The 23,598-nt window shown below is 68.5% G+C and carries 22 protein-coding genes; 17 read left to right on the top strand and 5 right to left on the bottom strand.

From position 1 onward, the window contains the following. Window positions 1-3 precede the first annotated feature (3 nt). The 15 genes from fliO to V7E00_RS11810 all read left to right on the top strand — a co-directional run bounded on the left by fliO (window position 4) and on the right by V7E00_RS11810 (window position 14,841). The gene (fliO, locus tag V7E00_RS11740; RefSeq protein ID WP_333572831.1) at window positions 4-324 is read left to right on the top strand and encodes a flagellar biosynthetic protein FliO; all 321 of its coding nucleotides are present in this window, start codon (window positions 4-6) and stop codon (window positions 322-324) included. Further along, window positions 324-1,241 (top strand): FliM/FliN family flagellar motor switch protein, encoded by a 918-nt coding sequence (locus V7E00_RS11745; RefSeq protein WP_333572832.1) that lies wholly within the window; start codon window positions 324-326, stop codon window positions 1,239-1,241. Before fliO ends, V7E00_RS11745 begins: the two co-directional genes overlap by 1 nt. Then, complete coding sequence (gene sctR, locus V7E00_RS11750; RefSeq protein ID WP_333572833.1) at window positions 1,238-1,936, top strand: type III secretion system export apparatus subunit SctR; 699 nt, start codon at window positions 1,238-1,240, stop codon at window positions 1,934-1,936. The genes V7E00_RS11745 and sctR overlap by 4 nt, the downstream gene beginning before the upstream one ends. Before the next feature lie 12 nt (window positions 1,937-1,948). Further along, window positions 1,949-2,215, top strand: a complete 267-nt coding sequence (gene sctS, locus V7E00_RS11755) for a type III secretion system export apparatus subunit SctS (protein ID WP_019368943.1) — start codon at window positions 1,949-1,951, stop codon at window positions 2,213-2,215. Further along, window positions 2,212-3,039 (top strand): type III secretion system export apparatus subunit SctT, encoded by an 828-nt coding sequence (sctT, locus tag V7E00_RS11760; protein ID WP_121075918.1) that lies wholly within the window; start codon window positions 2,212-2,214, stop codon window positions 3,037-3,039. The genes sctS and sctT overlap by 4 nt, the downstream gene beginning before the upstream one ends. Next, window positions 3,036-3,416: a helix-turn-helix domain-containing protein gene (locus V7E00_RS11765; RefSeq protein ID WP_313537569.1), complete on the top strand. Its 381-nt coding sequence runs from the start codon at window positions 3,036-3,038 to the stop codon at window positions 3,414-3,416. The genes sctT and V7E00_RS11765 overlap by 4 nt, the downstream gene beginning before the upstream one ends. A gap of 151 nt (window positions 3,417-3,567) precedes the next feature. Beyond that, window positions 3,568-4,203: a hypothetical protein gene (locus V7E00_RS11770; protein ID WP_333572834.1), complete on the top strand. Its 636-nt coding sequence runs from the start codon at window positions 3,568-3,570 to the stop codon at window positions 4,201-4,203. A gap of 73 nt (window positions 4,204-4,276) precedes the next feature. Beyond that, window positions 4,277-5,161, top strand: coding sequence for a DUF6683 family protein (locus tag V7E00_RS11775; RefSeq protein WP_333572835.1), 885 nt, complete (start codon window positions 4,277-4,279; stop codon window positions 5,159-5,161). Further along, window positions 5,161-6,066, top strand: coding sequence for a DUF6683 family protein (locus tag V7E00_RS11780; RefSeq protein WP_333572836.1), 906 nt, complete (start codon window positions 5,161-5,163; stop codon window positions 6,064-6,066). The genes V7E00_RS11775 and V7E00_RS11780 overlap by 1 nt, the downstream gene beginning before the upstream one ends. Window positions 6,067-6,237: 171 nt before the next feature. Then, window positions 6,238-6,969 (top strand): DUF6683 family protein, encoded by a 732-nt coding sequence (locus V7E00_RS11785; protein ID WP_333572837.1) that lies wholly within the window; start codon window positions 6,238-6,240, stop codon window positions 6,967-6,969. Between the two features lie 19 nt (window positions 6,970-6,988). Then, window positions 6,989-7,867, top strand: coding sequence for a DUF6683 family protein (locus tag V7E00_RS11790; protein WP_333572838.1), 879 nt, complete (start codon window positions 6,989-6,991; stop codon window positions 7,865-7,867). A 16-nt stretch (window positions 7,868-7,883) separates the two neighbouring features. Further along, window positions 7,884-8,606: a DUF6683 family protein gene (locus V7E00_RS11795; RefSeq protein ID WP_333572839.1), complete on the top strand. Its 723-nt coding sequence runs from the start codon at window positions 7,884-7,886 to the stop codon at window positions 8,604-8,606. A 218-nt stretch (window positions 8,607-8,824) separates the two neighbouring features. After that, window positions 8,825-10,900 (top strand): hypothetical protein, encoded by a 2,076-nt coding sequence (locus V7E00_RS11800; protein WP_333572840.1) that lies wholly within the window; start codon window positions 8,825-8,827, stop codon window positions 10,898-10,900. Window positions 10,901-10,997: 97 nt separating this feature from the next. Then, entirely contained in the window at window positions 10,998-11,633 is a 636-nt protein-coding gene (locus V7E00_RS11805) for a DUF3142 domain-containing protein (protein WP_333572841.1), read from the top strand. Window positions 11,634-11,793: 160 nt separating this feature from the next. Further along, the gene (locus V7E00_RS11810) at window positions 11,794-14,841 is read left to right on the top strand and encodes a DUF4982 domain-containing protein (RefSeq protein ID WP_333572842.1); all 3,048 of its coding nucleotides are present in this window, start codon (window positions 11,794-11,796) and stop codon (window positions 14,839-14,841) included. Window positions 14,842-14,914: 73 nt separating this feature from the next. Here the strand turns inward: V7E00_RS11810 and V7E00_RS11815 are convergent, their stop codons facing one another. Continuing rightward, window positions 14,915-15,781: an aldo/keto reductase family oxidoreductase gene (locus tag V7E00_RS11815; RefSeq protein WP_333572843.1), complete on the bottom strand. Its 867-nt coding sequence runs from the start codon at window positions 15,779-15,781 to the stop codon at window positions 14,915-14,917. Between the two features lie 84 nt (window positions 15,782-15,865). Between V7E00_RS11815 and V7E00_RS11820 the strand changes: the two genes are divergently transcribed. Next, the gene (locus tag V7E00_RS11820; RefSeq protein WP_333572844.1) at window positions 15,866-16,762 is read left to right on the top strand and encodes a LysR family transcriptional regulator; all 897 of its coding nucleotides are present in this window, start codon (window positions 15,866-15,868) and stop codon (window positions 16,760-16,762) included. Window positions 16,763-16,882: 120 nt separating this feature from the next. Here the strand turns inward: V7E00_RS11820 and V7E00_RS11825 are convergent, their stop codons facing one another. From V7E00_RS11825 to V7E00_RS11835, 3 genes are all read right to left on the bottom strand, one after another. Next, entirely contained in the window at window positions 16,883-17,992 is a 1,110-nt protein-coding gene (locus V7E00_RS11825) for a serine hydrolase (protein WP_443019190.1), read from the bottom strand. Between the two features lie 71 nt (window positions 17,993-18,063). Then, window positions 18,064-18,696: a class D sortase gene (locus tag V7E00_RS11830; protein ID WP_333572845.1), complete on the bottom strand. Its 633-nt coding sequence runs from the start codon at window positions 18,694-18,696 to the stop codon at window positions 18,064-18,066. Further along, complete coding sequence (locus V7E00_RS11835; protein ID WP_333572846.1) at window positions 18,693-20,837, bottom strand: marine proteobacterial sortase target protein; 2,145 nt, start codon at window positions 20,835-20,837, stop codon at window positions 18,693-18,695. Before V7E00_RS11835 ends, V7E00_RS11830 begins: the two co-directional genes overlap by 4 nt. 179 nt (window positions 20,838-21,016) lie before the next feature. On the opposite strand from V7E00_RS11835, the gene V7E00_RS11840 reads away from it, so the two are divergent. Then, window positions 21,017-21,769 carry a helix-turn-helix domain-containing protein gene (locus tag V7E00_RS11840; RefSeq protein ID WP_333572847.1) on the top strand — a complete coding sequence of 251 codons (753 nt, stop codon included), beginning with the start codon at window positions 21,017-21,019 and terminating at the stop codon, window positions 21,767-21,769. Between the two features lie 73 nt (window positions 21,770-21,842). Here the strand turns inward: V7E00_RS11840 and V7E00_RS11845 are convergent, their stop codons facing one another. Next, window positions 21,843-23,597: a ShlB/FhaC/HecB family hemolysin secretion/activation protein gene (locus tag V7E00_RS11845; protein WP_333572848.1), complete on the bottom strand. Its 1,755-nt coding sequence runs from the start codon at window positions 23,595-23,597 to the stop codon at window positions 21,843-21,845. Window position 23,598 lies beyond the last annotated feature (1 nt).

Raw genomic sequence — 23,598 nt, forward strand, 5'->3', positions numbered from 1 at the left:
ATCATGGGAATTGGAGCCGTCCTATCCTCGATCCTCGCCATCGTGCTGGCGCTTGCCCTGGTATTGGGCATGGCCTGGGGGGTGATCTGGCTGCTGAAGAAGCTGCAGGATCGCCAGCTGGGCGTCGCCGCCAATGGCGAGGGTGAAGCGCCGATCCGCTTCCTCCGCTCGATGCCGCTCGGCCAGCGTGAGCGCGTGGTGCTGATCGAGGCGCGCGGCGAGACGATGCTGGTAGGCGTCACCGCCGGTTCGGTGACGCTGCTCGCGCGTTGGCCGGAGGGTCAGGCCCCGACCAAGCCGTTGCCCGCGCAGGTGCGTTTCTGATGGCCACCGCCTTTCGCCTCGAGGCCCTCGACCTGCCGCGCATCGATCCGGCGCAGGACACGCTTGCCGGCGCGATTGCCCGGCTGCTGGAACATGCTGGATTCGCAGTCGACATCCTCGCCGCACCGCCCCGCGGCAGCTGGTTCGCCTGCGCCGATGGCGTGCAGTTCCGTCCCGGCGCCGCAGCATTGCATCCGGAGCGCGTTGCGGAGGCCGCCGGCGTGCTGGACGCGGCCGAGCCCCTCCTGCTGGCGCTGGAGCAAGCGCTGGGCCTGCACCTGGAACCCGACACAATCGACGAGGCTTCGGATGCGCCCGCGCTGCACCTGGCGCTGACGCGCGAAGATCGTGCCGCCACGCTGCTGCTGCCCTGCGCGCATCCCCATGCGCGCAACTGGATCGCGGAGGCGGAGGGTCTCACCCCGCCCGCCGCGCGCCTGCCGGTGCTGGTTCGCCTGCTGGTGCAAGGCCCCCGGCTCGGCATCGCCGAAGCGGGGGGCCTCGCCGCGGGCGACCTGGTTCTGATCGACCCGCGCCCGCGCGCCACCCTCGAAGCGCCGCATTTCAGGCAGGCAGGTCAGGCCGACCTGACCGCCTGCACCTTCACCCCGCATCCCGATGGAGCGCCCATGGATTCCAGTGACGCCGCCCCTTCCCCGCGCGATTTCGCCGTGCCGCTGACGCTCCGTCTGCCCGAACGGCTGACCAGCGCAGCGGCGCTCGCCGATCTGCGCCCCGGGGTCGCGCTGCCGCTGGGCCCCATCGCAGAGGGCATGCCGGTGGAATTGCTCGTTGCCGGCAGCCCGCTGGCACGGGGCGAACTGGTCCAGATGGGCGATCGCTTCGCGGTGCTGATCGAATCGCGGGCGGACCTTGTCGAAGCCACGGTCCAGCAGCCGGTGGAGGTGGAGGCGTGAACCTCGCCCAGTTCACCCCCGGCTCGGCGCTGATCACCGTCGTCCTGATCGCGCTCGCCCCGTTCTTTGCGGTCATGGTGACCAGCTTCACCAAGATCGCCGTGGTGCTGAGCCTGGTCCGCAATGCGCTGGGGCTGCAACAGGTGCCGCCCAACCTCGTGCTCAACGGGCTGGCGCTGATCCTCACCGTGTTCGTGATGTACCCCACGCTGGAGAAGATGCAGGTCGCCGCAGCCGTGCAGGGGCCCGCCACCCCCACCATGCCCGGCGATCCCCCGGCACAGGCCGAAAACCCGATCGAGAGCACCGGCGACATCTTCGCCACCGCCGACCGCGCCAAGGAGCCGCTCCGCGAGTTCCTGGTCAAGCACAGCGACCCGCGCGAGCGCGCCTTCTTCCTGCGCACCCAGCAGCGCATCGGCGATCCCGCCAAGGTCAGCACGCTGCGCGACACCGATTTCGTGATCATCATCCCGGCCTTCGTGGTGAAGGAGCTCAAGCTCGCCTTCCAGATCGGCTTCCTGATCTTTCTGCCCTTCCTCGTCATCGACATGGTGATCGCCAACATCCTGCTGGCAATGGGCATGATGATGCTGTCCCCCGTCACCATCTCGCTGCCATTCAAGATCCTGCTGTTCGTGCTGGTCGACGGCTGGGTGAAGCTGAGCCACGGGCTGGTGCTCTCCTATGCGTAGGAGCGCCCGGCCATGAGCGACGACCTCGTCGCGGTCACCACGCAGGGGCTGTGGCTGGTGCTGCTGCTCTCGGCGCCGCCGATCATCGCGGCGTCGGTGGTGGGGCTGCTCGTCGCGATCGTGCAGGCGGCGACCCAGCTGCAGGAACAGACGCTGCAATACACGCTGAAGTTCTTCGCGATCGTGATCAGCATTTTCGTCACCGCCAGCCTGATGGCGGGCACGCTGTACAGCTATGCCGACTCGATCTTCTCCGGCCTCGCGGCGGTGGGGCGATGATCGAGGCCGTGCCCCCCGGCGTCGGCGTGCCGCTGTTCGCGGCGATGCCCTGGCTCGACCAGCTGCTGGTGGTCGCGGTCGCCTCGGCGCGCTTCGCCTTCGCCTTCGTGTTCGTGCCGGTCTTCTCGCGCGAAGTGATGCCGGGGACGGTGCGCAACAGCATCATCGTCACCTTCGGGCTCGTCGCGCTGCAGATGCAGCCGGACTTCCACCCGAACGACCTGTCGGCGATGGGCTGGCTCAAGATGCTGCTCAAGGAAGCCGCCGCCGGCGGGGCGATCGGCTTCTTCTTCGGCACCGTGCTCTGGGCGCTGGGCGCCGCGGGCGAGATCATCGATACGAAGGTTGGCGCGACGATCGGCCAGCTGGTCGATCCCTTGAGCGGCAACACCAGCTCCCTCACCGGCATCCTGCTCAGCCGCTTTGCCGAGGTGGTGTTCGTCACCGCGGGCGGGCTCACCCTGCTCGTCGGCACGGTGATGGGCAGCTACCTGATCTGGCCGCTCGGCCCCGGCGGGCTGCAGCTCGATGCCCGCGCGCTGATGTTCTTCGAGGGCGAGTTCGGGCGGCTGTTCGCCCTCGCCTTCCTGTTCGCGGCACCGGTGCTGACCGTGCTCTACGTGATCGACCTGGCGATGGGGTTCCTCAACCGCTTCGCCCAGTCGTTCAACGTCTTCTCGATGGCGATGCCGATCAAGGCCGCCGCCGCCACCTTCGTCGTCATCCTCACGCTCCCGCTGCTCGCCCAGGCAATCCTCGCCGATCTCGGCACGCGCGAGGAGATTGCGGGCGGCGTCCTCCAGCGAACGGCCAAGCCCCAATGACCAGCGCCACCGCCCTCCGCGCGCCCTCGCCCCCTCAGAGCGATGCCGAGCAGCTCGCCCAGCTGATCGCCGAGCTGCGCGCAGCGGAGCAACGCCGCGGCGCCGCCACCCGCGAGATCCGCATCGGCGAGTTCACCGTCCCCGGCTGGCGCGTGCCGCTGCTCCATCTGGCCGGGCTGCAGACGCTGACCCGCAACGAAGCCGCGGTACTCCGCTTCCTCGGCTGGGGCCGCGCGAACGGCGACATCGGCACCCTGCTCAACATGACCGAGAACACCGTGCGCACGCACATGAACAACGCGATCCGCAAGCTCGATCTCGACGGCGTTCGCGAACTCAACAGCCTGGCAGGACTGCTTTTCCTGCCGCTCGAATGACCGCGCCCCTCCACGATTCGTTGAGCCCGACTAAACGAATCGTGGAGCGCGCGGATCGCCGATTCGGGGCACTTTGCCCTTGTACCGGCGACACGGTGTCGACGGCTTGCTCCCGAGGGGAGCGCGATATCTGGATGGAAAGGAACGATCCATGGGTCTCCTGAGCGGTCTTACGCGGTCTCTGGTCAATCCGATCAGCCTGGCTTCCCTCGCGATGGGCCCGGCGGGCTGGGCATCGCTCGCGGTGCGCACGCTGGGCACGGCGATCGCCAAGGAAGTGCTGCAGCAGCTCGGCCAGCAGCTCGGCCTGCCGCAGAGTGCGATCAACCTGGTGCAGGACGGCTTCTCGGCGGCCACCGGCTCGATGGGCGGCCCGGCCACGATCGCCGAAGCGGTGGCCAGCCTCGCCCAGAATTTCGACCTGTCCCCGTCGCAGCAGGGCGAACTGCAGCGCGCCGCAGAGTCGGACTCGCGCGACCTCTACACCCAGCTTAGCGAAGCGATGAAGGACGGCGAAACGCAGGCCAAGGCGCACTCCTCGCGCAGCGGCAAGGGCCGCAGCTGGCTTCAGGCGATCGCCGATTCGCTGGCAGCCACGATGGACCAGAAGATCTCCGACATGGACAGCCTGTCGCAGTCGCTGGACAAGCAGGGCAAGAACCGTTCGACGAAGACCAGCACCGACCTTACCGTTGCAGGCCAGGAGTTCGGGTATCTGATGAGCACGACCAGCACCGTGATCAAGACGATCGGCGAAGGCCTCAGCTCGATGGCCCGCAAGCAGTAACACGGTTCTGCGAGTTTCGCGGGGGAGCGGCGCGCCGCTCCCCCCTTTTCGCGTTTTTGGAAAGGAGCGCAGTATGAAAAAGATCTTGGGAGCTCTCGCACTGGTGGTCGCCACCGGCTGGAGCAGCAATGCCACGGCCCAGATGTGGGACAGCACCCAATTATCGCTCATGCTGCCCTCCATGTATCACACGGATCCGTTGAGCGTGACGCTGGAGGATCGGGAGCGGCGCGGGGAAACTCGCGCGCGCCGTATCGCGCCAAACACGCCGGACTTGCGCGCGTCACGCAACCTGCAGCCGGCTGATGTCGCAAGGTTGCGGTACACTCCGTCCAAGACACGACGGAGCGCCAACCTAGCCACATTTGTTCAGAAGACGCGCGCGGGCGACCCGGGTGGTGCAGCCGATCTGCAGAAGCTGTTTGCGCAAGGCGACTTCATTGAAAAGATCGGCGCGCTGGTGGCGCCGCAAGGGTTGCACATCGACAATGTTGCCGATGCCTACGCGCTATGGTGGATCACCGCATGGCAGGCCGCGCACGGCAACAACAACACCCCCAGCCGCGCCATCCTCGGCGCCGTCCGCCAGCAGGCGGCAAACGCGGTGGTCGCCACAGGCGAGATCGCGCGGGCATCGGATGCCCAGAAGCAGGAATTGGCCGAAGCACTCTGGGTGCAGAGCGCGTTGATCGACGGTGCGATCGAACAGGCCAAGCGTGATCCGTCCCGCCTTCGTGCGGTAGGCGATGCGGTTCGCAAGGGCGCCAAGGGCATGGGGCTTAATCTGGATGCGATCGACCTGACCTCGCAGGGCTTCGTGCCCGTTGGCGTCGGCCAGAACGACGCACCTGCTACCAAACCCGCGCCGGGAAGTGCCGCTCCCTATGGCGCCCTGGCACTTGCCGCTGGCGGCATGGGCGTCGGCGGGTTCCTGATGCTGCGCCAGCGTCGGGGTTGATGCGTGGTGCGAAGCGGGAGAACAGCGTGAAGACGTTAGCGAGAGCGTTCGCATTGCTTGTGACCGCTGGCTGGAGCGGCAATGCCACGGCGCAGGATGGGTCGAGCTTCGCCATGATCCTGCCGACGCTTACCCATACCGACCCGCTCAGCATGATGCTCGACGATCGGGAAAGCCAGGAGGCGGAGCGTCCTCGCGGAGCGAGCCGCCGCGGCGTCCCCTTTGACACGGGCCAGCAGCGCCCTGCTCCAGACATGTCCAGCCTGCGCTACGCGCCGTCGAAGGCAAGGCGTGCGGCCAATCTTGCAGCCTTTGTCCAGAAGACCCGCGCCGTTGACCCCGGAGGCGCTGCGGACCTGCAAAAGGTGTTCGCCGAGGGTGACTTCATCGAACGGATCGGCGCGCTTATCGCGCCGGTAGGCCTGCATATCGATAACGTCGCGGATGCCTACGCGCTGTGGTGGATTACCGCATGGCAGGCCGCGCACGGCCGCTATGACGAAACCACGCCCGCACTTGCGGCCGCTGTCCGCGGGCAAGCTGTGCGGGCGATCAGCGCGACCGGGGAGATGGCGCTGGCCTCGGATGCACAGAAGCAGGAACTCGCCGAGGCGCTTTGGGTCCAGACCGCGTTGGTCGAAGTTGCCGTAGAACAGGCGAAGGGCGATCCGTCGCGCCTGCGCCAGATCGGCGATGCGGTGCGGCAGGGCGCCAAGGGCATGGGTCTCAATCTTGATACGATCGACCTGACCTCGCGGGGCTTCGTTCCGGCCAGCGTCAGCCAGAATGCCCTGCCAGCCACAGCGCCTAAGGCGGGAAGCGCCGCCTCGTATGGCGCCCTCGCGCTCGCCGAAGGCGGCATAGGCGTCGGCGGGTTCCTGATGCTGCGCCAGCGCCGCGGCTGATTGGTTAAGGAGGCTAGCGCCGTGAAATCGTTCCGAGCCTTGCTCGCCTTGGGTCTAACGATGCCATGGGCGAGTTGTGCGCAGGCGCAGATTGTCGACGGGTGGAGCTGGAGTATTCTCGTTCCATCTGTCGGCCGCACCGATCCCCTGGGCATGTTCCTGAATGATCGTATGCGAGAACACGAAGCCCAAGCGCGAACGCCTCGGCGCGATGCGCGGTCGGCCGCGACAGGGCAGGCGCGTAGGGGAGATGTATCCGGCCTGCACTACACGCCTGACAAAGCACGTCGCAGCGCCAATCTAGCGGCCTTCGTGCAGAAGACCCGCGCCGTCGACTCACGTGGCGCTGCCGATCTGCAGAAGCTGTTCGCCGAGGGTGACTTCATCGAACGCATCGGCGCGCTGGTCGCGCCGCACGGTCTGCGGATCGACAATGTCGCCGACGCCTATACCATGTGGTGGATCACCGCCTGGCACGCCGCACGGGGTGAGAATGACGACCCGAGCCCCGCGACCCTGACGGCGGTTCGCGCGCAGGCAGCGCACGCCATCACCGCCACTGGCGAGATCGCCCGCGCCTCGGACGCACAGAAGCAGGAACTGGCCGAAGCGCTGTGGGTCCAGAGCGCGCTGATCGACGTTGCGATGGAACAGGCCAAGCGTGATCCGTCCCGCCTTCGCGCGGTCGGCGACGCGGTGCGCCAGGGCGCCAAGGGCATGGGCCTTAATCTCGATACCATCGATCTGACCTCGAAGGGCTTCGTGCCCGTTGGCGTCGGCCAGAATGACGCACCTGCCACGACGCCTAAACCGGGAAGTGCCGCCCCCTATGGCGCCTTGGCGCTCGCCGCCGGCGGCATAGGAGTCGGCGGGTTCCTGATGCTGCGCCAGCGCCGTGGATGAAGATGAGAGGACCGGATCAATGAGACGCTTGAGAGCAGCGATCGTCCTGGCATTGGCCCTGCCCTGGGCAGGTAGCGCCTGGGCGCAGGAGCAGGGCTGGGTAGGGATCATTTCCACGGCCACGCACTCCGACCCCTTGAGCATGATGCTCGACGATCGCATGGCGCAGGACGAGGAAAGGGCGCGCCGCGAGGGAAGGCCGCTGCCGCGCGACGACGCGCCCCGGGCGACAGCGCCCGCCGACGCCGGGAATCTGCTCTACCGACCCTCGAAGGCACGCCGCAGCGCCAATCTCGCGGCCTTCGTCCAGAAGACGCGCGCCGTCGATCCGAAGGGTGCGGCCGACCTGCAGAAGGTCTTTGCCGAAGGCGACTTCATCGAGCGGATCGGCGCACTCGTGGCGCCACATGGACTGCAGATCGACGATGTCGCCGATGCCTATACGCTCTGGTGGATCACCGCCTGGCACGCCGCGCGCGGCAACAACGATACGCCCGCGCCCGAAATCATCTCGGCCGTGAAAGCGCAGGCGGCCCGCGCCGTGCTTGCCACCGGCGAGATCGCCCGCGCCTCGGACGCACAGAAGCAGGAACTCGCCGAAGCGCTGTGGGTCCAGAGCGCGCTGATCGACGTTGCGATGGAACAGGCCAAGCAGGACCCTGCCCGCCTGCGCGCGGTGGGCGACGCCGTTCGCCAGGGCGCCAAGGGCATGGGCCTCGATCTCGACAGGATCGACCTGACCTCGCGCGGTTTCGTGCCGGCCGGGCTGAGCCGGAACGAGGCCCCCGCAGCGATGCCCGGGGGTGGCGGCTCGCCCACCGGCTATGGCGCCCTCGCGCTCGCGGCCGGCGGGATGAGCGTCGGCGGATTCCTGCTGCTGCGCCAGCGCCGCGGCTGAACCTGGAAGGACTGCCATGCAGCGACGTGCAGCAGCGATCGTCCTTGGTCTCGCGCTGGTCGCGGTGCCCGGTGCTGCCCGGGCCCAGATGATCAGCCCGATGCTCTACGAATGGCCGCGGATCGCGCTGCAGAGCCATGCCGACCGGTTCTCCGGTGACGCGGAGGAACCGCAGGCACGTCCGCGGCCGGCGCCCGATCTGGCGGCGCTGCGCTACACGCCGTCCAAGGCGCGACGAACCGCCAATCTTGCCGCCTTCGTCCAGAAGACGCGCGCCGTCGATCCGAAGGGTGCGGCCGACCTGCAGAAGCTGTTCGCCGAGAGCGACTTCATCGACAAGATCGGCGCAGCGGTCGCCCCGCACGGCCTGCACATCGACAATGTCGCCGATGCCTATGCCCTGTGGTGGATCACTGCCTGGGAGGCTTCCCGCGGCATCAACGACTTGCCCGATGTCGAGACCCTTGCCGCCGTACGCGCGCAGGCGGCGGGGGCGCTCGGTGCGACAGGCGAACTGGACCGCGCGACCGATTCACAGAAGCAGGAACTCGCCGAAGCCCTGTGGGTGCAGACCGCGCTGATCGACGGCGCCATGGAGCAGGCCAAGGGCGATGCAGCGCGCCTGCGCCAGATCGGCGGGGCGGTGCGCCAGGGGGCGCAGGCGATGGGCCTGGACCTGGCCGCCATCGACCTCACACCCCGGGGTTTCGTGCCCCTGGCATCGGGCGGCCGCCCCTAAAGCATTTTCTAGTTTACCGTTCACGGTCAACGCCTCGGAAAGTGCGACACTCAAACAGCTAGAGCGTTGTCGCCCAAGGTGGAAACGCTCTAGCCTGCTCTGCCTTCGCCCGCCCGGAGGCGCATGGATTGCCGCGCGCGAGCAACCCTGCCCCGCCTATGGCGCGCCGCGGCTGGCTGGGCTACGCGCGCAGCCCCACCCCTTGCGAGACGTGCTGCATGCTTCGAGTGATCCTTTGCCTCCTGCTGGGCACCCTCGCCTTCTGGTCCATGCCCGCCCGCGCCAGCGGGGATGTCAGCTGCGGCCCCGTCACGAAGCTCGTCTACGCAAGCTATACGGGCTGCGACGACACCGCGATGATCGGCCCGCGCAACGACAGCCGGATCAACCTGATGCTGCTGATGGCAGACGTGCGCGGCGCCGCGCCGCTGGCGGCGACGGGCCGGCGTTCGATCTTCCTCGATCTTTCCTCGCTGCGGCAGTCGTCTGCCGGGGGGGAAAGCCCGTTCTTCTCCGACGGCGAAGGCTCGCGCTGCCGCAGCAACGTGGCCGGGGCCGCAAGCTTCGAAGCCGCCATACGCGCGAATGCCAGGGTACCGGAGCAGGAACGTGCTGCCCTGATCGCGGCCCGACACGCGCTCCAGCCCGATTGCGCTTCGGACGTGTCGGCCGGGACCGCGATCGCCCGCGCCAGTCGCGGGGTGACGTCGGACGCCGGCAAGGCGTTCGCTGCCTATCTCGAAGGCGCGGCGGCATTCTACGATGCCGACTTCGACGGTGCGGCGGCCCGCTTCGGCGCGCTGGTTTCCGCCCGCGATCCGTGGCTTCGCGAGACGGCGCGCTACATGCTGGGCCGCGTGGCGGTGAACCGCGCGCAAGTGGACTATTACGACGATTATGGGTCGCCCCGGGAGGGCAAGCAGATCGCGCCCAAGCTGCTGGCAGACGCGGAAGCCGGGCTGCGCGCCTATATGAAGGCCTATCCGAAGGGCGCGTATTTCTTCTCCGCGCGCGGCCTGCTGCGCCGCGTCTTCTGGCTGGCGCAGGACTGGGCGCGGCTGGAGGCGGAATATGCCGCGCTGATCGCGCTGCCGGATGCCGAGCGCGGCATCGATGCCGCGTCGCTGGCGCAGGAGATCGATGCCAAGCTCTTCGCCTCCGCCACTGCCGACAGGCTGCGCGATCCCATCCTGCTGGCTGCGTTCGACCTGATGCACATGCGCGGCAAGACCTATGACGGCGAGCCGTGCTGCACCCCCATTTCCCGTGCGGCGCTGGATGCACAGCGCCCGAAATTCGCCGGCAAGCCCGCGCTGTTCGCCTATCTGCAGGCCGTCCACGCCTTTTTCGTGACCTCGCAGCCGGACGAGTCCCTGCGGCTGCTTCCCGATGCATCGCACCAGGCGGACTTCGGCTATGTCGAATTCAGCCGTCAGATGCTCCGCGGGATCGCGCTGGAGAGCAAGGCCGATCGCAACGTCCGCGGCTTCTGGATCGATCTTCTCGCCGGCGCCAGGCGAACCGGGCAGCGCCCGGTGGTCGAGCTCGCCCTGGCCATGCACGAGGAGCGCCACAACGGCCTGGCGCGCATCTTCGCCCCCGACTCGCCGATCCGCACGCAGGAAATTCGGGACACGCTGCTGATGAACGTCGCCGACGCGAAGCTGCTGCGGCAGCAGGCGCAGGCGGCGAGCGCCTCGCCGCATGAGCGCCGGATCGCACTGTTCACGTTGCTCTACAAGGAAGCGACGCGCGGATCGCACCGCGATTTCGCCGCCGATGCCCGCCTTGTTCCTGCCAACGCGCCGGTCGAGGCGAACTATTATGATTTCGGCACAACCGATCAGCTTCCGCTGGCGATCTTCACCAAAGGTCGGAAGCTGGGCGACTATGGCTGCCCGCCGTTCCCGGAGACGCAGAGCCGGCTGGCGGCCAACCCGGGCGACGCCAAGGCGATGCTCTGCCTGGGCGAGTTCACGCGCGTGAACGGGTTCGACGGATTCTACCTCGACGACAGCCCTCCTGCCGATCATCTGGGCGGCACGCCCTCGCAATTCGCCGCGCCGCCCTATTCGCGGCTGGACGCCTATCAGGCGGTGATGGCCTCGCCCAAGGCGACAGCGGACGACAAGGCCTATGCCCTGTTCCGCGCGGTGAACTGCTATGCGCCGGGCGGCAGCAACGCGTGCGGCGGCAAGGGCGTGGAGCCGGCTGTGCGGAAGAGCTGGTTCCAGCGCCTGAAGCGCGATTATCCCGCGTCGCGCTGGGCGCAGGAGCTGCGCTATTATTGGTAAGGGCAAGCGTCGGCACGCGGCAGCCGGACTGGCGCTGCTGCTGCCGCTGCTGCTCTCGGCCACGCCGCCCCGCCCCCCGATCGTGGCAGAGGCGCGGGTGGACGCCCGCCGATACGACGCCTTCTGGCTCTGGGCGGGCGTGCGGCCGCAGCCGGTGCTTGACCATGCCCGGCGCATCTACCTGCTCCAGGGCGCCGTGGTCGGCGGCGACGTGCCGCGGCTGATCGCACAGCGCCCGGCCGTCCCCCGGATCGGCCATGCCGAGGTCTGGATGGTGCTGCGCGTGGAGACGCTCGCCTGGGATCCGCAGATCCATGCGCAACTGCTCGCCGCGCTCGAACGCTGGCGTCGCGCCGGCAACAGGGTCGCCGGTGTCCAGATCGACTTCGATGCACGAACCCGCCACCTTGCCCGTTACGCGGCGTTCCTGCGCGCGCTGCGCGGACAGATCCCCGCGCGCTACAAGCTGGGGATCACCGGGCTGCTGGACTGGAGTGCGAACGGCGACCCGGAGGGGCTGCAACAGCTCGCCGGGGTCGTCGATGAGGTGGTGCTGCAGATCTACCAGGGCCGGCATGTCATCCCCGGCTACGGCGCCTATCTGGCGAAGCTCGACCGCCTGCGCATTCCCTTTCGAATCGGCCTGCTGCAGGGCGGCGAATGGACGCCGCCGCCCGGCCTGGCGGCGAACCCGCATTTCGAGGGATATGTCGTCTTCCTGCTCAATAGCTGAGCAGCCGCTCGCAGACGGACCAACAGCGCCTGTCGCGCCCACGATGCAACCCCGTATTCCCACATGATGGACCGCGCATCTATAAGTTGAAGAAACAGGCTTGACCAATTTTGGCAACTGTCGGACCAATGTTGCCAGCGCACCGCGAAAAGGAGACGGCATGCAACGTTCGGCGTTCTTGCTTGGTGCCGCCATGCTGTGCGCCGTTACGCACCCCGCGGCGGCACAACGTGCGTCCAGCTATGTCGCGTCTCCTCGCCAGAGCTATGAGTTCAGCCGCGACTGGCGGATGCATCTCGGCGACGATGCAGGCTTTTCCTCGCCGGAGCTGGACGACGGCAAGTGGCATCCGGTCACCTTGCCGCGCGCCTTCAACGAGGACCAGGCCTTCGCCATCGACGGGCACGACCATGCCGAAGGGATTGTCTGGTACCGCAAGCACTTCCGCCTGCCAGCACGGGCCCCCGCCGGACGCGCGCTGCTGGAATTCGAAGGCGTGCGCCAGGCTGCCGACATCTGGGTCAACGGCATCCGGGTAGGCCTGAGCGAGAATGGCGTGATGGCCTTCGGCGTGGACATCACCACCGCGCTACGGCCGGGCGACAATGTCGTGGCGGTGCGCGTCGACAATCACTGGAACTACCGCGAACGCGCGACCGGCACCAAATTCCAGTGGCAGGACAAGAATTTCTTCGCGAACTTCGGCGGCATCAACAAGCCGGTGAAACTGCACCTGACCGGCCCGGTCTACCAGACGCTGCCGCTGTACAGCTCGCTTGGTACCAGCGGCGCCTATGTCTGGGCCGACGATTTCGACGTGCCGGCCGCCGCCGCCACGGTCCATGCCAGCAGCGAAGTGCGAAACGACGGCGCCACGCCGATGCACGTCCGCTACGCCGTCACGGTACGCGATGCGGACGGCAAGCTGGTCGCCAGCTTCGATGGGGACCGGCAGACGGTCGCACCGGGCGAGGCGGCGACCGTCCGCGCCGACAAGCGCCTTACCGGGCTGCACTTCTGGAGCTGGGGGTATGGCTATCTCTACACCGTCACCGGAGCGCTGAAGGATGCCGGCGGCCGCGTCATCGATGCGGTGGACATACGGACGGGCTTCCGGTCCACGTCCTTCGATCGCGGGGTCGTCACGCTGAACGGCCAGGTACTGCACCTCAAAGGCTATGCGCAGCGCTCCACCAACGAATGGCCCGCGGTCGGCCCCGACGTGCCGCCCTGGATGAGCGACCTTTCGAACGGGCTGATCACCGGCAGCAACGGCAATCTGGTGCGCTGGATGCATGTCACCCCCGCCAAGCAGGACATCCTGTCCGCCGATCGGCTCGGCCTGCTCCAGGCGATGCCCGCCGGCGACAGCGAAGGCGACCCGAAGGACGAGGCGCGCTGGAAGCAGCGGGTGGCGCTGATGCAGGACGCCATCATCTACAATCGCAACAACCCCTCCATCCTGTTCTACGAGGGCGGAAACAAGGGCATCACCGAAAGCCACATGGCGGACCTGCTGGCGCTCAAGCAGCGCTGGGATCCGCATGGCGGCCGGGCGATGGGCGCGCGCGAGATGCTGGGCAGCGACACCGCAGAATATGGCGGGGAGATGCTGTACATCAACAAGAGCGCCGGCAAGCCGCTGTGGCAGATGGAATATTCGCGCGACGAGGCGGCCCGCGCATACCAGGACGACTGGACTCCCCCGTTCCACAAGGACGCACCCGACTATAACCGCAACGTCGAGAGCATGGCGGTGGAGGATGCCAGCCGCTGGCTCGACTATTATGCGCAGCGGCCCGGCGGAGGCGATCGCAGCAATGCCGGCGGCGTGAAGATCGGCTTTACCGATTCCAACTCCCACTTCCGCGGCGACAACAATTATCGCCGCTCCGGCGTGGTGGACGGGCTGCGCCTGCCCAAGGATCCCTGGTACGTTCACCGCAGCATGTGGGACGGATGGGTGGAGAGCGGCGGACGACATCTGCACGTCATCGGCCACTGGACCTACGCACCGGGGACGGTGAAGCCGGTCTATGCGACGTCCAATGCGGACCGTGTCGAGCTGTTCCTCAACGGCCGTTCGCTGGGCAAGGGTGACAAGGAAGGCTTCCTCTTCACCTTCAAGGACGTGGCCTATGCCCCCGGCACCCTGAAGGCGGTGGCGACCTTCGCCGACGGGAAGACGGTGGAACAGCTGCTGACGACCGCAGGGCCGCCCGCGGCGCTGCGCCTTACTCCGCATACCGGCCCGCGTGGCTTCGTGGCGGACGGCGCCGACGTGATGCTGGTCGATGTCGAGGTGGTGGACGCGCGCGGGCAGCGGGTGCCAACGGCGTCCAACGCGATCGACTTCCGCCTGGATGGACCTGCCGAATGGCGCGGCGGCATGGCGCAGGGAGATTCGCGCGGCAGACCCCGAGCCGCCGTCGCAACCATGGGCAAGACCGAGCCGGGCGTGACACCCACCACCGGCACGGCGCGCGAGCAGGACAATTACATCCTGTCGAGGCAGCTACCGGTCGAACTGGGTATCAACCGTGTCCTGATCCGGTCGGCGACCAGCGCAGGCAAGATCCGGCTGACCGCCACCGCGGCCGGACTGCCCCCCGCATCGCTGACCGTGGCCAGCGTCGCGGCGCCGGTGCGCGACGGGCTTTCCACCAGCTTCCCGGAAGATGCCCAGCCCGCGGACCTGTCCCGTGGGCCGACGCCCGTCGCCTCCACCGTGGTGCAGCGGGCCCGCACGGTGCCGGTGCAGGCAATCACTGCCGGGTCGAACGCCGACGTGGCGGGCGCGTCGCATGACGACAACGAGGCGACCACCTGGAGCAGCGACGGGCGGCCGGAGACGGCCTGGATCGAGTATCAGTTCGCCCGGCCCGCGCGCGTGTCGCAGGTCTCGCTGCGGCTGACCGGGTGGCGCATCCGCGCCTATCCGATCCGCATCACGCTGGACGGCAGGACCATCTTCGAGGGCACCACCGCCAAGTCGCTGGGCTATGTCGACATCCCGGTGACGCCGACGCAGGGAAGCCGCCTGCGCATCGCGCTGACCGGCCCGACGGTGGACCGGGACGCCTTTGGCAACATCGTCGAGGTGAAGAACGACAAGGTCGCCGCCAGCGTCGGTGCCGATGTCGTGCCCGCCGGGTGGAGGCTCAGCATTGTCGAGGCCGATATTCTGGAGCGTGCTGCGGGGGACTGAGCCTTTCGCGCGCACCTCCATGGGTGCGCGCAAAGCCCGGGTGATCGCCGCATGCGGACTCCGGGCTCTCGCCCTAGAGTCCGATAGCATCCAGCGTACGCACCACGTCGTCGGAGAGCGTGAGCGACGCCGCCGCCAGATTCTCCTGCAGATGCGCGCGAGACGACGTGCCCGGGATCAACAGGATGTTGGGGGAGCGCTGCAGCAGCCAGGCGAGCGCGACCTGCATGGGCGTGGCCCCGAGTTGTGCCGCCACCGCCGATAGCGCCGAGGATTGCAGCGGGCTGAAACCGCCCAGCGGGAAGAACGGCACATAGGCGATACCCTCGGCTGCCAGCGCATCGATGAAGCCATCGTCATCGCGATGCGCGAGATTATACTGGTTCTGCACGCAGACGATCTTGGCGATGTCGCGCGCCTCTCGGAATTGCGTAGGCGTCGCGTTGCTGATGCCGATATGCCGCACCAGCCCCTGCCGCTGCAGATCGGCGAGCGCCTTCAGCGGCGCCGCCAGCGAACCCTCGGCCGGCCCGTGCACATCGAACATCAGCCGCAGGTTGACCACCTCGAGCGTCTCCAGCCCGAGATTGGCGAGATTCTCCTCCACTGCCCGGGCGAGGTCGTCCGGGCCGAACGCCGGCAGCCAGGCGGCATCCTCGCCGCGCCGGGCACCGATCTTCGTGACGATCAGCAGATCGTCGCGATAGGGCGACAGCGCCTCGCGGATCAGCTGGTTGGTGACGTGCGGCCCGTAGAAGTCGCTGGTGTCGATATGGTTCACACCTGCGGCGATGGCGGCGCGCAGCACTGCCACCGCTTCGTCGCGATCGCGCGGCGGCCCGAACACACCGGGTCCGGCGAGCTGCATTGCGCCATAGCCGAGCCGGTTCACCGCCCGGCTGCCAAGGACATAGGTACCTGCCTGATCGATCATCGTCATCTCCTTCGATGGCCGGAATCTATGCGTTGCGCATTGTTTGGATAAGCGGGAGATATCGGCACGGCCTGTACGGAAAATCGAACAATGAAAGCGGATCTTGCCCAGCTCAACGCCTTTCTGGCCGTCGCCCGCGCGCGCGGCTTTCGCGATGCCGCGCGGGCCAGCGGGACGAGCGCGTCGACGCTCAGCGAAGCAGTGCGGCGGCTGGAGGGGCAGTTGGGTGTCCGCCTGCTCCACCGCACCACGCGCAGCGTCACGCCGACCGAAGCGGGCCAGCGGCTGATCGAGCGGCTGGCACCGGCGCTGGACGAAGTAGAGGCGGCGCTCGACGTGCTGAACGTCTTTCGAGACCGGCCGACGGGCACGCTGCGGCTCAACGTGCCCGTCAGCGGCGCCCGGCTGGTGCTCCCCGCGGTCCTGCCCGGCTTCCTCGCCGCCTATCCGGACATTCAAGTCGAGATCGTCGCGGAGGATGGTTTCGTCGATCTCGTCGCCTCGGGCTGTGACGCAGGCATCCGCTACGACGAACGGCTGGAGCAGGACATGATCGCGGTGCCGATCGGCCCGCGCACCCAGCGCTTCGCCACCGCAGCCGCGCCCGCCTATCTCGATCGGCATGGACGGCCCGGGCATCCGCGCGACCTGTTGCGGCATGCCTGTCTGCGCGGGCGCTTCGCCAGTGGCGCGCTCACCGGCCCCTGGGAGTTCGAGCGCGGCGACGAGTTGGTCCGCATCGAACCGCAGGGCCCGGTGATCGCAAGCGTCGCCGGTGCGGCCGACCTGCTCGTCGATCTTGCGATCGCGGGCAGCGGGATCCTCCATCTGTTCGAGGCCTGGCTGCGCCCCGCGCTGGACAGCGGGCTGCTGGAGCCGGTGCTGCCGGAATGGTGGCAGAGCTTCTCCGGCCCCTTCCTCTATTATCCCGGCAGACGGCTGGTCCCGCCCCCGCTGCGCGCCTTTATCGACTTCACGCGCGGCTAGGCGGACCCGCCGCGGCCCGGGCGACATGCGCCGGCGCCGAGTGGCAGCGGGGAGATCGGGGCGCCTGCCCCCAGCTTCCGCGACGCTGGACGCGACGCCGCGCGCGAGCCGATACGATCGTCAATTCGCGACGCGGATCACGGCGCGCGTGACATCCCCCATCAGCCGCATGCGCACGGGGATCGGCTGACGCGTGCTCGCGATCATCACCGCCACCGCGTAGCGATGCCCGTCCGGCGCGGTGAGCAGGCCGACATCGTTGTAGCCGGTGGCGAGGCTGCCCAGTTCCTGTCCGGTGCCCGTCTTGTGCGCCATCTTCCAGCCGGGCCGTAGACCCGATTTGAGCCGCATCGGGCCGGTCTTGCTCGCCAGCATAGTCCGGAACAGTCGGTCGGTGGAGGCGGGGCTGAGCAGCTTGCCCTGAGCGAGCAGCGAAAGACCCAGCGTGACGCCGTTTGCGGTAGCGCCGTCTTCGGGCGCGGCGAGATAGCGCTCCAGCGCCTTGCGCCGTGCAGTGGGATTCAACGCCGCGCGCGCCTGGAGAAATCCTGCGCCCCCGGCCCATTCCTTGCGCCAGACCAGCCCGGCGGTCCGCGCCTGCAACAGCCGCTCGCCGGGGCCGAAGCCGACGCCGCGCACCCCCTTTTCGGCCAACATCCGGTTGATGGCGTCCGGGCCGCCCACCTTCCACAGCAGCACGTCGTTGCACGTGTTGTCGCTGCGGGTGAGCGCACATTCGAGCAGCGCCCCCACCGTGGTGCGATGGCCGCTGGGGCCCACCAGCGCGCGGATCGGCTGATGGAAGACGGTAAGGTCGGCGCGGGTCACGGTTATCGGCGTCGACAGCGCGAGCCGCTTGTGATCGACCGCGTCGAGCACCGCGATGGCGACCCACAGCTTGCTTACGCTCTGCTGCGGATGCGGCCGCGCGCCGTTCCAGGCGACCATCCAGCCTTGCTCCACGTCGCGGACCGAAATGGCCACCTGCCCCTGGAACGATGCGCCCAGCGCCTGAACGGCATTGAGCAGCGCGGCGGGCGGCTCGTTCGAACGATTCCTCCGCGACGTCGCGGGCGATGCCGGCGCCGGTGGCACGACGTGGGCGGGGCGGGTCGGCGGCGTTGGCAGCGGCGCCTGGACGACGGCCGGGGGCGCGGGAACACAGGCGGTAAGCACAACAGCCAGCGCAAGCAATGCACCGGGGCGGATGACGATATTGATCAGCGGCAAAAAGACCTCCCTTGGCCTCCGCTTACAGGCAGGTGCCGCAGAATACAGTCCCAAAGCCGCCCGACGGTTCGCTAGATCCGTTCGGCCCAGGCCACCCGCCGCAAGGGCCCGCCATATTCGGTGCCCCCGAAGGGAAAGCACGTGGTCAACGCGAGGCGCGGACGCACGGGATCGAGCGGGTAGGTGAACTGGTTCCAGCGCACCGTCTCGAACCGCGTGACGCGGTAGCGTTCCACCACCCCGTTGACGAACTGCAGGCGGATATCGTCGCCCTCGTGCAGATCGCGGATGAACAGGAAGTGGGTATCGCGATGCGCGGCCAGGACGGTAACGGGGCTCGCCGCATTGCCCCGCTTGATCATCGTCGGCCCCTCGGCAAGCTGCTCGTGGGCCCCGTTTCCGGCGAGAACGATTTCCCGCACCCCAAGCCGGGCAACGGTGATCCTGGCAATCGGCCCCTCGTTCGGCAGCGCAGGCAGGGCGCGCGCCGCTACGCGCGCACCCGTCCGCGCAAGGCGCCCCGGCGGAGTGGCCGGGGCGATCGGCGTTGCAAGGGAAGCCGCCTGCAGGCGCTGCTCGAAGACGTGCTGCAGCCGGTTCTGCGCAACGTTTGCCTTGATCGGTACCGCGATGCCTTCGGCCAGGCTGATCGCCCCGGCAAGGCACAGCCCGAGCGAGGCGGCCCAGATTGCGAAGCGCTTCACGGGCGCCCCGCTACGCGGCCGCGGCGACGCGCGGCAACAAGGCCGAACGCGCCGAGCACCAGCATTGCCAGCCCTAGCCGCACGGCGCTGAGAAAGCCTGTCGCGGTCTGCGGCAGGTCCATCTGCTGCTCCGCCTCGGGAAGCCCTGCGGCGGGGGCTGCGGCAGGCGCATCCCGGCCCAGCAGCGCATCGAAATCCCAACCCTTGGGCAGCAACAGCGGCAGGTCCTCGCGCGTCAGCTTCGCGCCTTCCGGCCGGGCCGGGGTCTCGTCAACCGCCACAAGACTCGTCTGCGTGGTCACGAGATCATAGGCGAGGCCAAGCTGCGCGACCTTCTCGTTGGCGGCATCGTCCTCAAGCTGCCCCGACCAGCGCTGCGCCTCCACATCAGCGATGCTGCGGCTGGCCCAGAGCCGCGCGACTGCCGGGCTGGCGATGGCGTTGCCCAAATCGATCCGCTGGCTCCACCGCGTGTCGCCGATCATCCCGGTGACCACGAGCACCCCCTTGGGATCCTCGCCCTTCCCCAGCAGAACCAGCGGCTCCCCGGCGTAGAGGTCCGGCAGATCGTGCGGGGTGAGATCGAGCGGCGCCCCTTCCACACGCACCGAAACGTCATGCATGGCAGGCGCTTTCAGCCGGTCGAGCAGTGCAGTCATCTTGGCAAGCACTTCGCTGCCTTCGCCGATATTGGTGTAGGTGCCGCGCCCGGCCTCCGCCATGCGGTGCATGAGGTAGTTGTTGGGCGCGGAGCCGATGCCGACCATGAACACGCGGCTGCGCCCGCCATGCGCGGCGATTTCGGCCATCATCTCCTTCTCGTTCGAAAGGTCGCCGTCGGTCAGGAACACGATCTGGCGCACGCCCTTGTTCGCTGGGTGCGCATCGACCAGCGCGGCCTTCAGCGCGGGCAGCATCTCGGTACCGCCCGCCGCCGCCAGGCCGAGGGTGAACTTGCGCGCAATCGCCACCTGCTCGGCAGTGGCCGGCGTGGGCTGATCGAACAGCTGGGTCATGGAGTCGTCGAAGCGGATCACATTGAAGCTGTCTTCGGGGCGCAGCGTGCCGAGCGCGTAGAGCAGGCTCTGCTTCGCCGCATCCATCGATCCGCCGCCCATCGAGCCGCTGTTGTCGATCACGAAGATCATCTCGCGCGGCGCCACCTTGCCGGGCTCCACCCGCGCCTGGGGCGTGACCGTCGCCATCACATACTGCTGATTGCCCAGTGCCTGGCGGAACAGGCTGACAACCGGATCGGCGCTGGCCGAACGCCAGCGCAGCTCGAAGTCGCGGTTGGCCGGCTCCTCGCCCGCGGCGAGCGTGATCGTCCGCTCCGCGGGCCCTGCGTCCACCACCTGGATGCGGTGATACGGGCTGATGATGTTGGCCGGCATGAAGCCGGGCGCCAGATGGATGGTGATCGAGACGGGGTTGAGCGCAGCCTTCACGGCAGGAGCGACCAGCGGCGCCGTCACCCGCGCCGCATCGGCCATCGCCGCGCCGCTCGTCAGGCTGTGCGGCGGCACGTAGCGCGGGCCGACCACCAGCGGCAGCCGCATCGCAAATTCGCCGCCGAGCTGGCGCACCGGGGCCTGATACTCGATCGAGATCAGCACCGTCTCGCCGGGGCCGACATTGGCGACACTGGTGCGGAACAGGTTCGGCCGGTCGGCTTCGACAAGGCCACTGCGCTTCCCCTCGGCCTTTGCGCGCTCGTAGATGTCGCGGGCTTCGGCGCGGCGCTTGATGTGGCCGATGATGACACGCTGGCCGACGACCATCTTCAGCGTGTCGACCGCGCCGTCTTCCGGCAGCGGATAGAGATAGGTCGCTTCCATCCAGCCCTTGCTGGTGTTGCGAAACGCCTGGGTCATCCGCACCCGCATGATCGGACCGCTGACGGTCACGTCCATGTCGGTGCCAAGCCGTACGGCCGGCAGCGCGCCGGACTGGTCGCCCTTGCCCGCCCGCGCTTCGAGGAGCAACGCGCCGCCCGCGGCCACATCGTCTGCGTCCGCCGCCCGCGCCTGCGCTGCAGCAAGACTGCTCAGCACCACGCCGACAAGGCCGATCGCACCGATGGCGAGGCGGCGACGCGTATCTGCGGACACCGGCTGGAGGATATAAGCACGCGGTACCATGGCAAGGCTCCCTGAAGGGTGGAGCCTCTCCGGTAGAGATCGCCCGTGCCGTACCGCCACGCGAAAGGTCCGCCAGCTTTCGCCACCGGGTGGCGAGGAGCGGCGGAACGTGACGATCGGACGCCAAACCCTTGACGGATTGTACGTATTTGTGTCGGGTTGTCCGGTTGGGAGATATCATGCGTGAAGAGCGGCCGCTGCAACGCGGCGAGAATGAAGAAATTGCGAGACGGCTTCGGGAAGAACTCGCCCGGCGCCGCATTTCGCGTCAGGCGCTTGCCGACATGGCCCGGATAAGCCTTTCCACGCTGGAAAAGGCGCTTTCCGGAAGCCGGCCGTTCTCGCTCGCGACGGTGGTGCGGATCGAGGACGTGCTGGGCAGCTCGCTGCGGCCCGGTACCGCCGCCCTGCCGATGCCGACGGACACGCTGCTCGCGCCGACGCACATGGGCTCCTACAGCCGCCCGGCCGTGCGCTGGATCGAAGGCGCCTATCTTACGCTGCGCCCCGCGTTCAGCCAGCCGGGCGCGCTCTATGCCTATCGCACCGAGATTTTCTGGAACAGCGCGGACGCGCACCTCGGATTCACCGAGAGCGAGCGGGCAGACCGGACCTTCACCCAGGCAGGCTATGTCTCGATGCCCAACCTTTCGGGGCACACCTATCTGGTAACCAGCGAGGAGGGCCAGTACCGCCTGATCATGCTGGGGCGCGGCACGCGCGAGCGGCGGATGTTCGGCCTGCTTTCAACCCTGCAGGCCGGGCCGGGATCACAGCTCCTGCCCGTCGCCAGCCCGATCGCGCTGGTCCCGCTCGAACAGATCGAAGCGCCGCACTTCGGCATCCTCGTCGCCGGCGAGGAACAATATGCACCCTATCGCCAGATCCTCGACCAGGCCGTCTCCAGCGACTTCTGCCGCTGGCATCCCTAAGGGCGCGGACAGAAGCGTTCGGCCGTAGCCTGACCTTGCGACATCGCCGGTCCGCATCGGGCGGACCGGCCGCTCAGAGCGCCAGCGTGGCGCGGACGTTTGCCCGCACATCGCCTGCCCGGGTCGCCCCCAGCGATTTCATCGCCACCCCGACATCGCCCGACAGGGTCACGCGCCGCGCCAGCGCCCAGTCCCCGCCCGCCCCCGCGGCGGCGACCGGCCCGGCGGCACCGCCGCGCAGGCGGCCGGCATAGCCGCCGTCGAGATACAGCCAGGGCTCAAGCGTCGATGTCCAGTGGCCATGCCCGATCCGCAGCGGGTCGAGCCGCAGTTCGTTGCGCAGCACCGCGCCACGGTCGAACGCCCCGTCGTCCAGCGTATAGGCACGCACCTGGCCGCGCCCGCCGATGCCGAGCAACTCGGTCTGCGGCAGGGCCACGCCGGCGAACTGCCAGTTCAGCTGCTGCACCAGGCTGAAACCGCGCAGCCGGGTGCGCCGGGAGACGACGCCGCTCGCATAGGCGTAGCGGGCCGCGCCGAACTGGCCCTGCGAGGCGGCCCGGAACGCGGCGCCGCGATTGTAGCTGTCGATGCCGCCGGGGCTGACATGGACGGCGACGTCGATCAGCGTCGTCCCCCGCGCGTCATTGGCCTGCACGGCATAGCCGGCGGTGACCTGGCCGACATGGAAGCGCGATTGCGGCCGCACCAGCAGGTCGCCGAACAACAGGCTGCTCGACTGAGTCTTCCAGTCGAGCCCGGCATAGACCTCTCCCCGCAGGCGCGCGGCGACGTTCGCCAGCGCGGTGCGAACGGTGAGGCCATATTCGCGGGTGTGCTGCCGCGCGTCGAATGCCTCGAACGGCTGGTTGGAGCGAATGTCGCCGACATTCGCCTCCAGGCTGGTACGCGGCGCGATGGCCAGCGACAGACGCCCCGCCTGGCTGACATAGCGGCTGCTGCCCCCGGGGTGGGCGCCCAGCCCGGTCAGGCGCTGGCCGGACGTGGTGAGCTGGTAGCTGGCATAGCCGTCGCGCAGGCCCGGGATGCGCGCGAGCGCATAGAGGAAATAGCGGCCGGTCCCGGTATTCGGGCTGCCGCTGTTCGCATAGCCGCCGCCGATCGCCCAGGGCCGCTGGCGGGTGGCGACATAGGTCACGTCGGTCGCCCCGAACTGCTGCCCCGGCTCGAACACCGCCTCCACCCGCCGAAACGGGTAGCGGTTCAGCCAGTCGAGATCGTCGCTGAGCGCCTGCGCATCGATGGGCGCGCCCGGCTGCTGCCGGATCGCCGCCGACAGATGCGCCGCCTCGCCCGCACCCGTGCCGGAAATGCGGGCCTGGCCGAGCCGGAAGCGCTCCACCCGCAGCGTCAGCACGCCGGAGGAGAGTTCCTGCTCGGGCGCCGAGACATGGACGAAGGGCCGCCCATGGTCGCGATACGCCCTGGCGATTGCGGCCTTGATCGCGCTGATTTCGCGCTGTGACAGCGGGCGGCCGAGGAAATGGCGCAGCCGACCGGCAAGCCAGGGCGCATCGTCAATGCCCTGGAGGCGAATACCAGCGCTTTCCGTGGCGGCGCCGGCGGCGTCACCCGCGACCAGCGTGATGCCGGTAAGCGTCACGCCCAGCGGCGTCGGATCGGCGGCCGGATCCACCTCCACCGGCGGCACGGGCATGGCCGGCTGCGGCTGGAGGACGGGCGCGGGGTTGCGCTCGATCGCCTGCGCCAGCGCCGTGTGCGGCAGTGCGATGCACGAGACCGGGGCAAGCCGCACCAGCATGCGGACGGGGCGCGCCACGCGGCGCGCAGGAACGAGGATGTGCACG

The organism is Sphingomonas sp. (genome assembly GCF_036731925.1).
In the GTDB taxonomy this organism is placed as follows: domain Bacteria; phylum Pseudomonadota; class Alphaproteobacteria; order Sphingomonadales; family Sphingomonadaceae; genus Sphingomonas.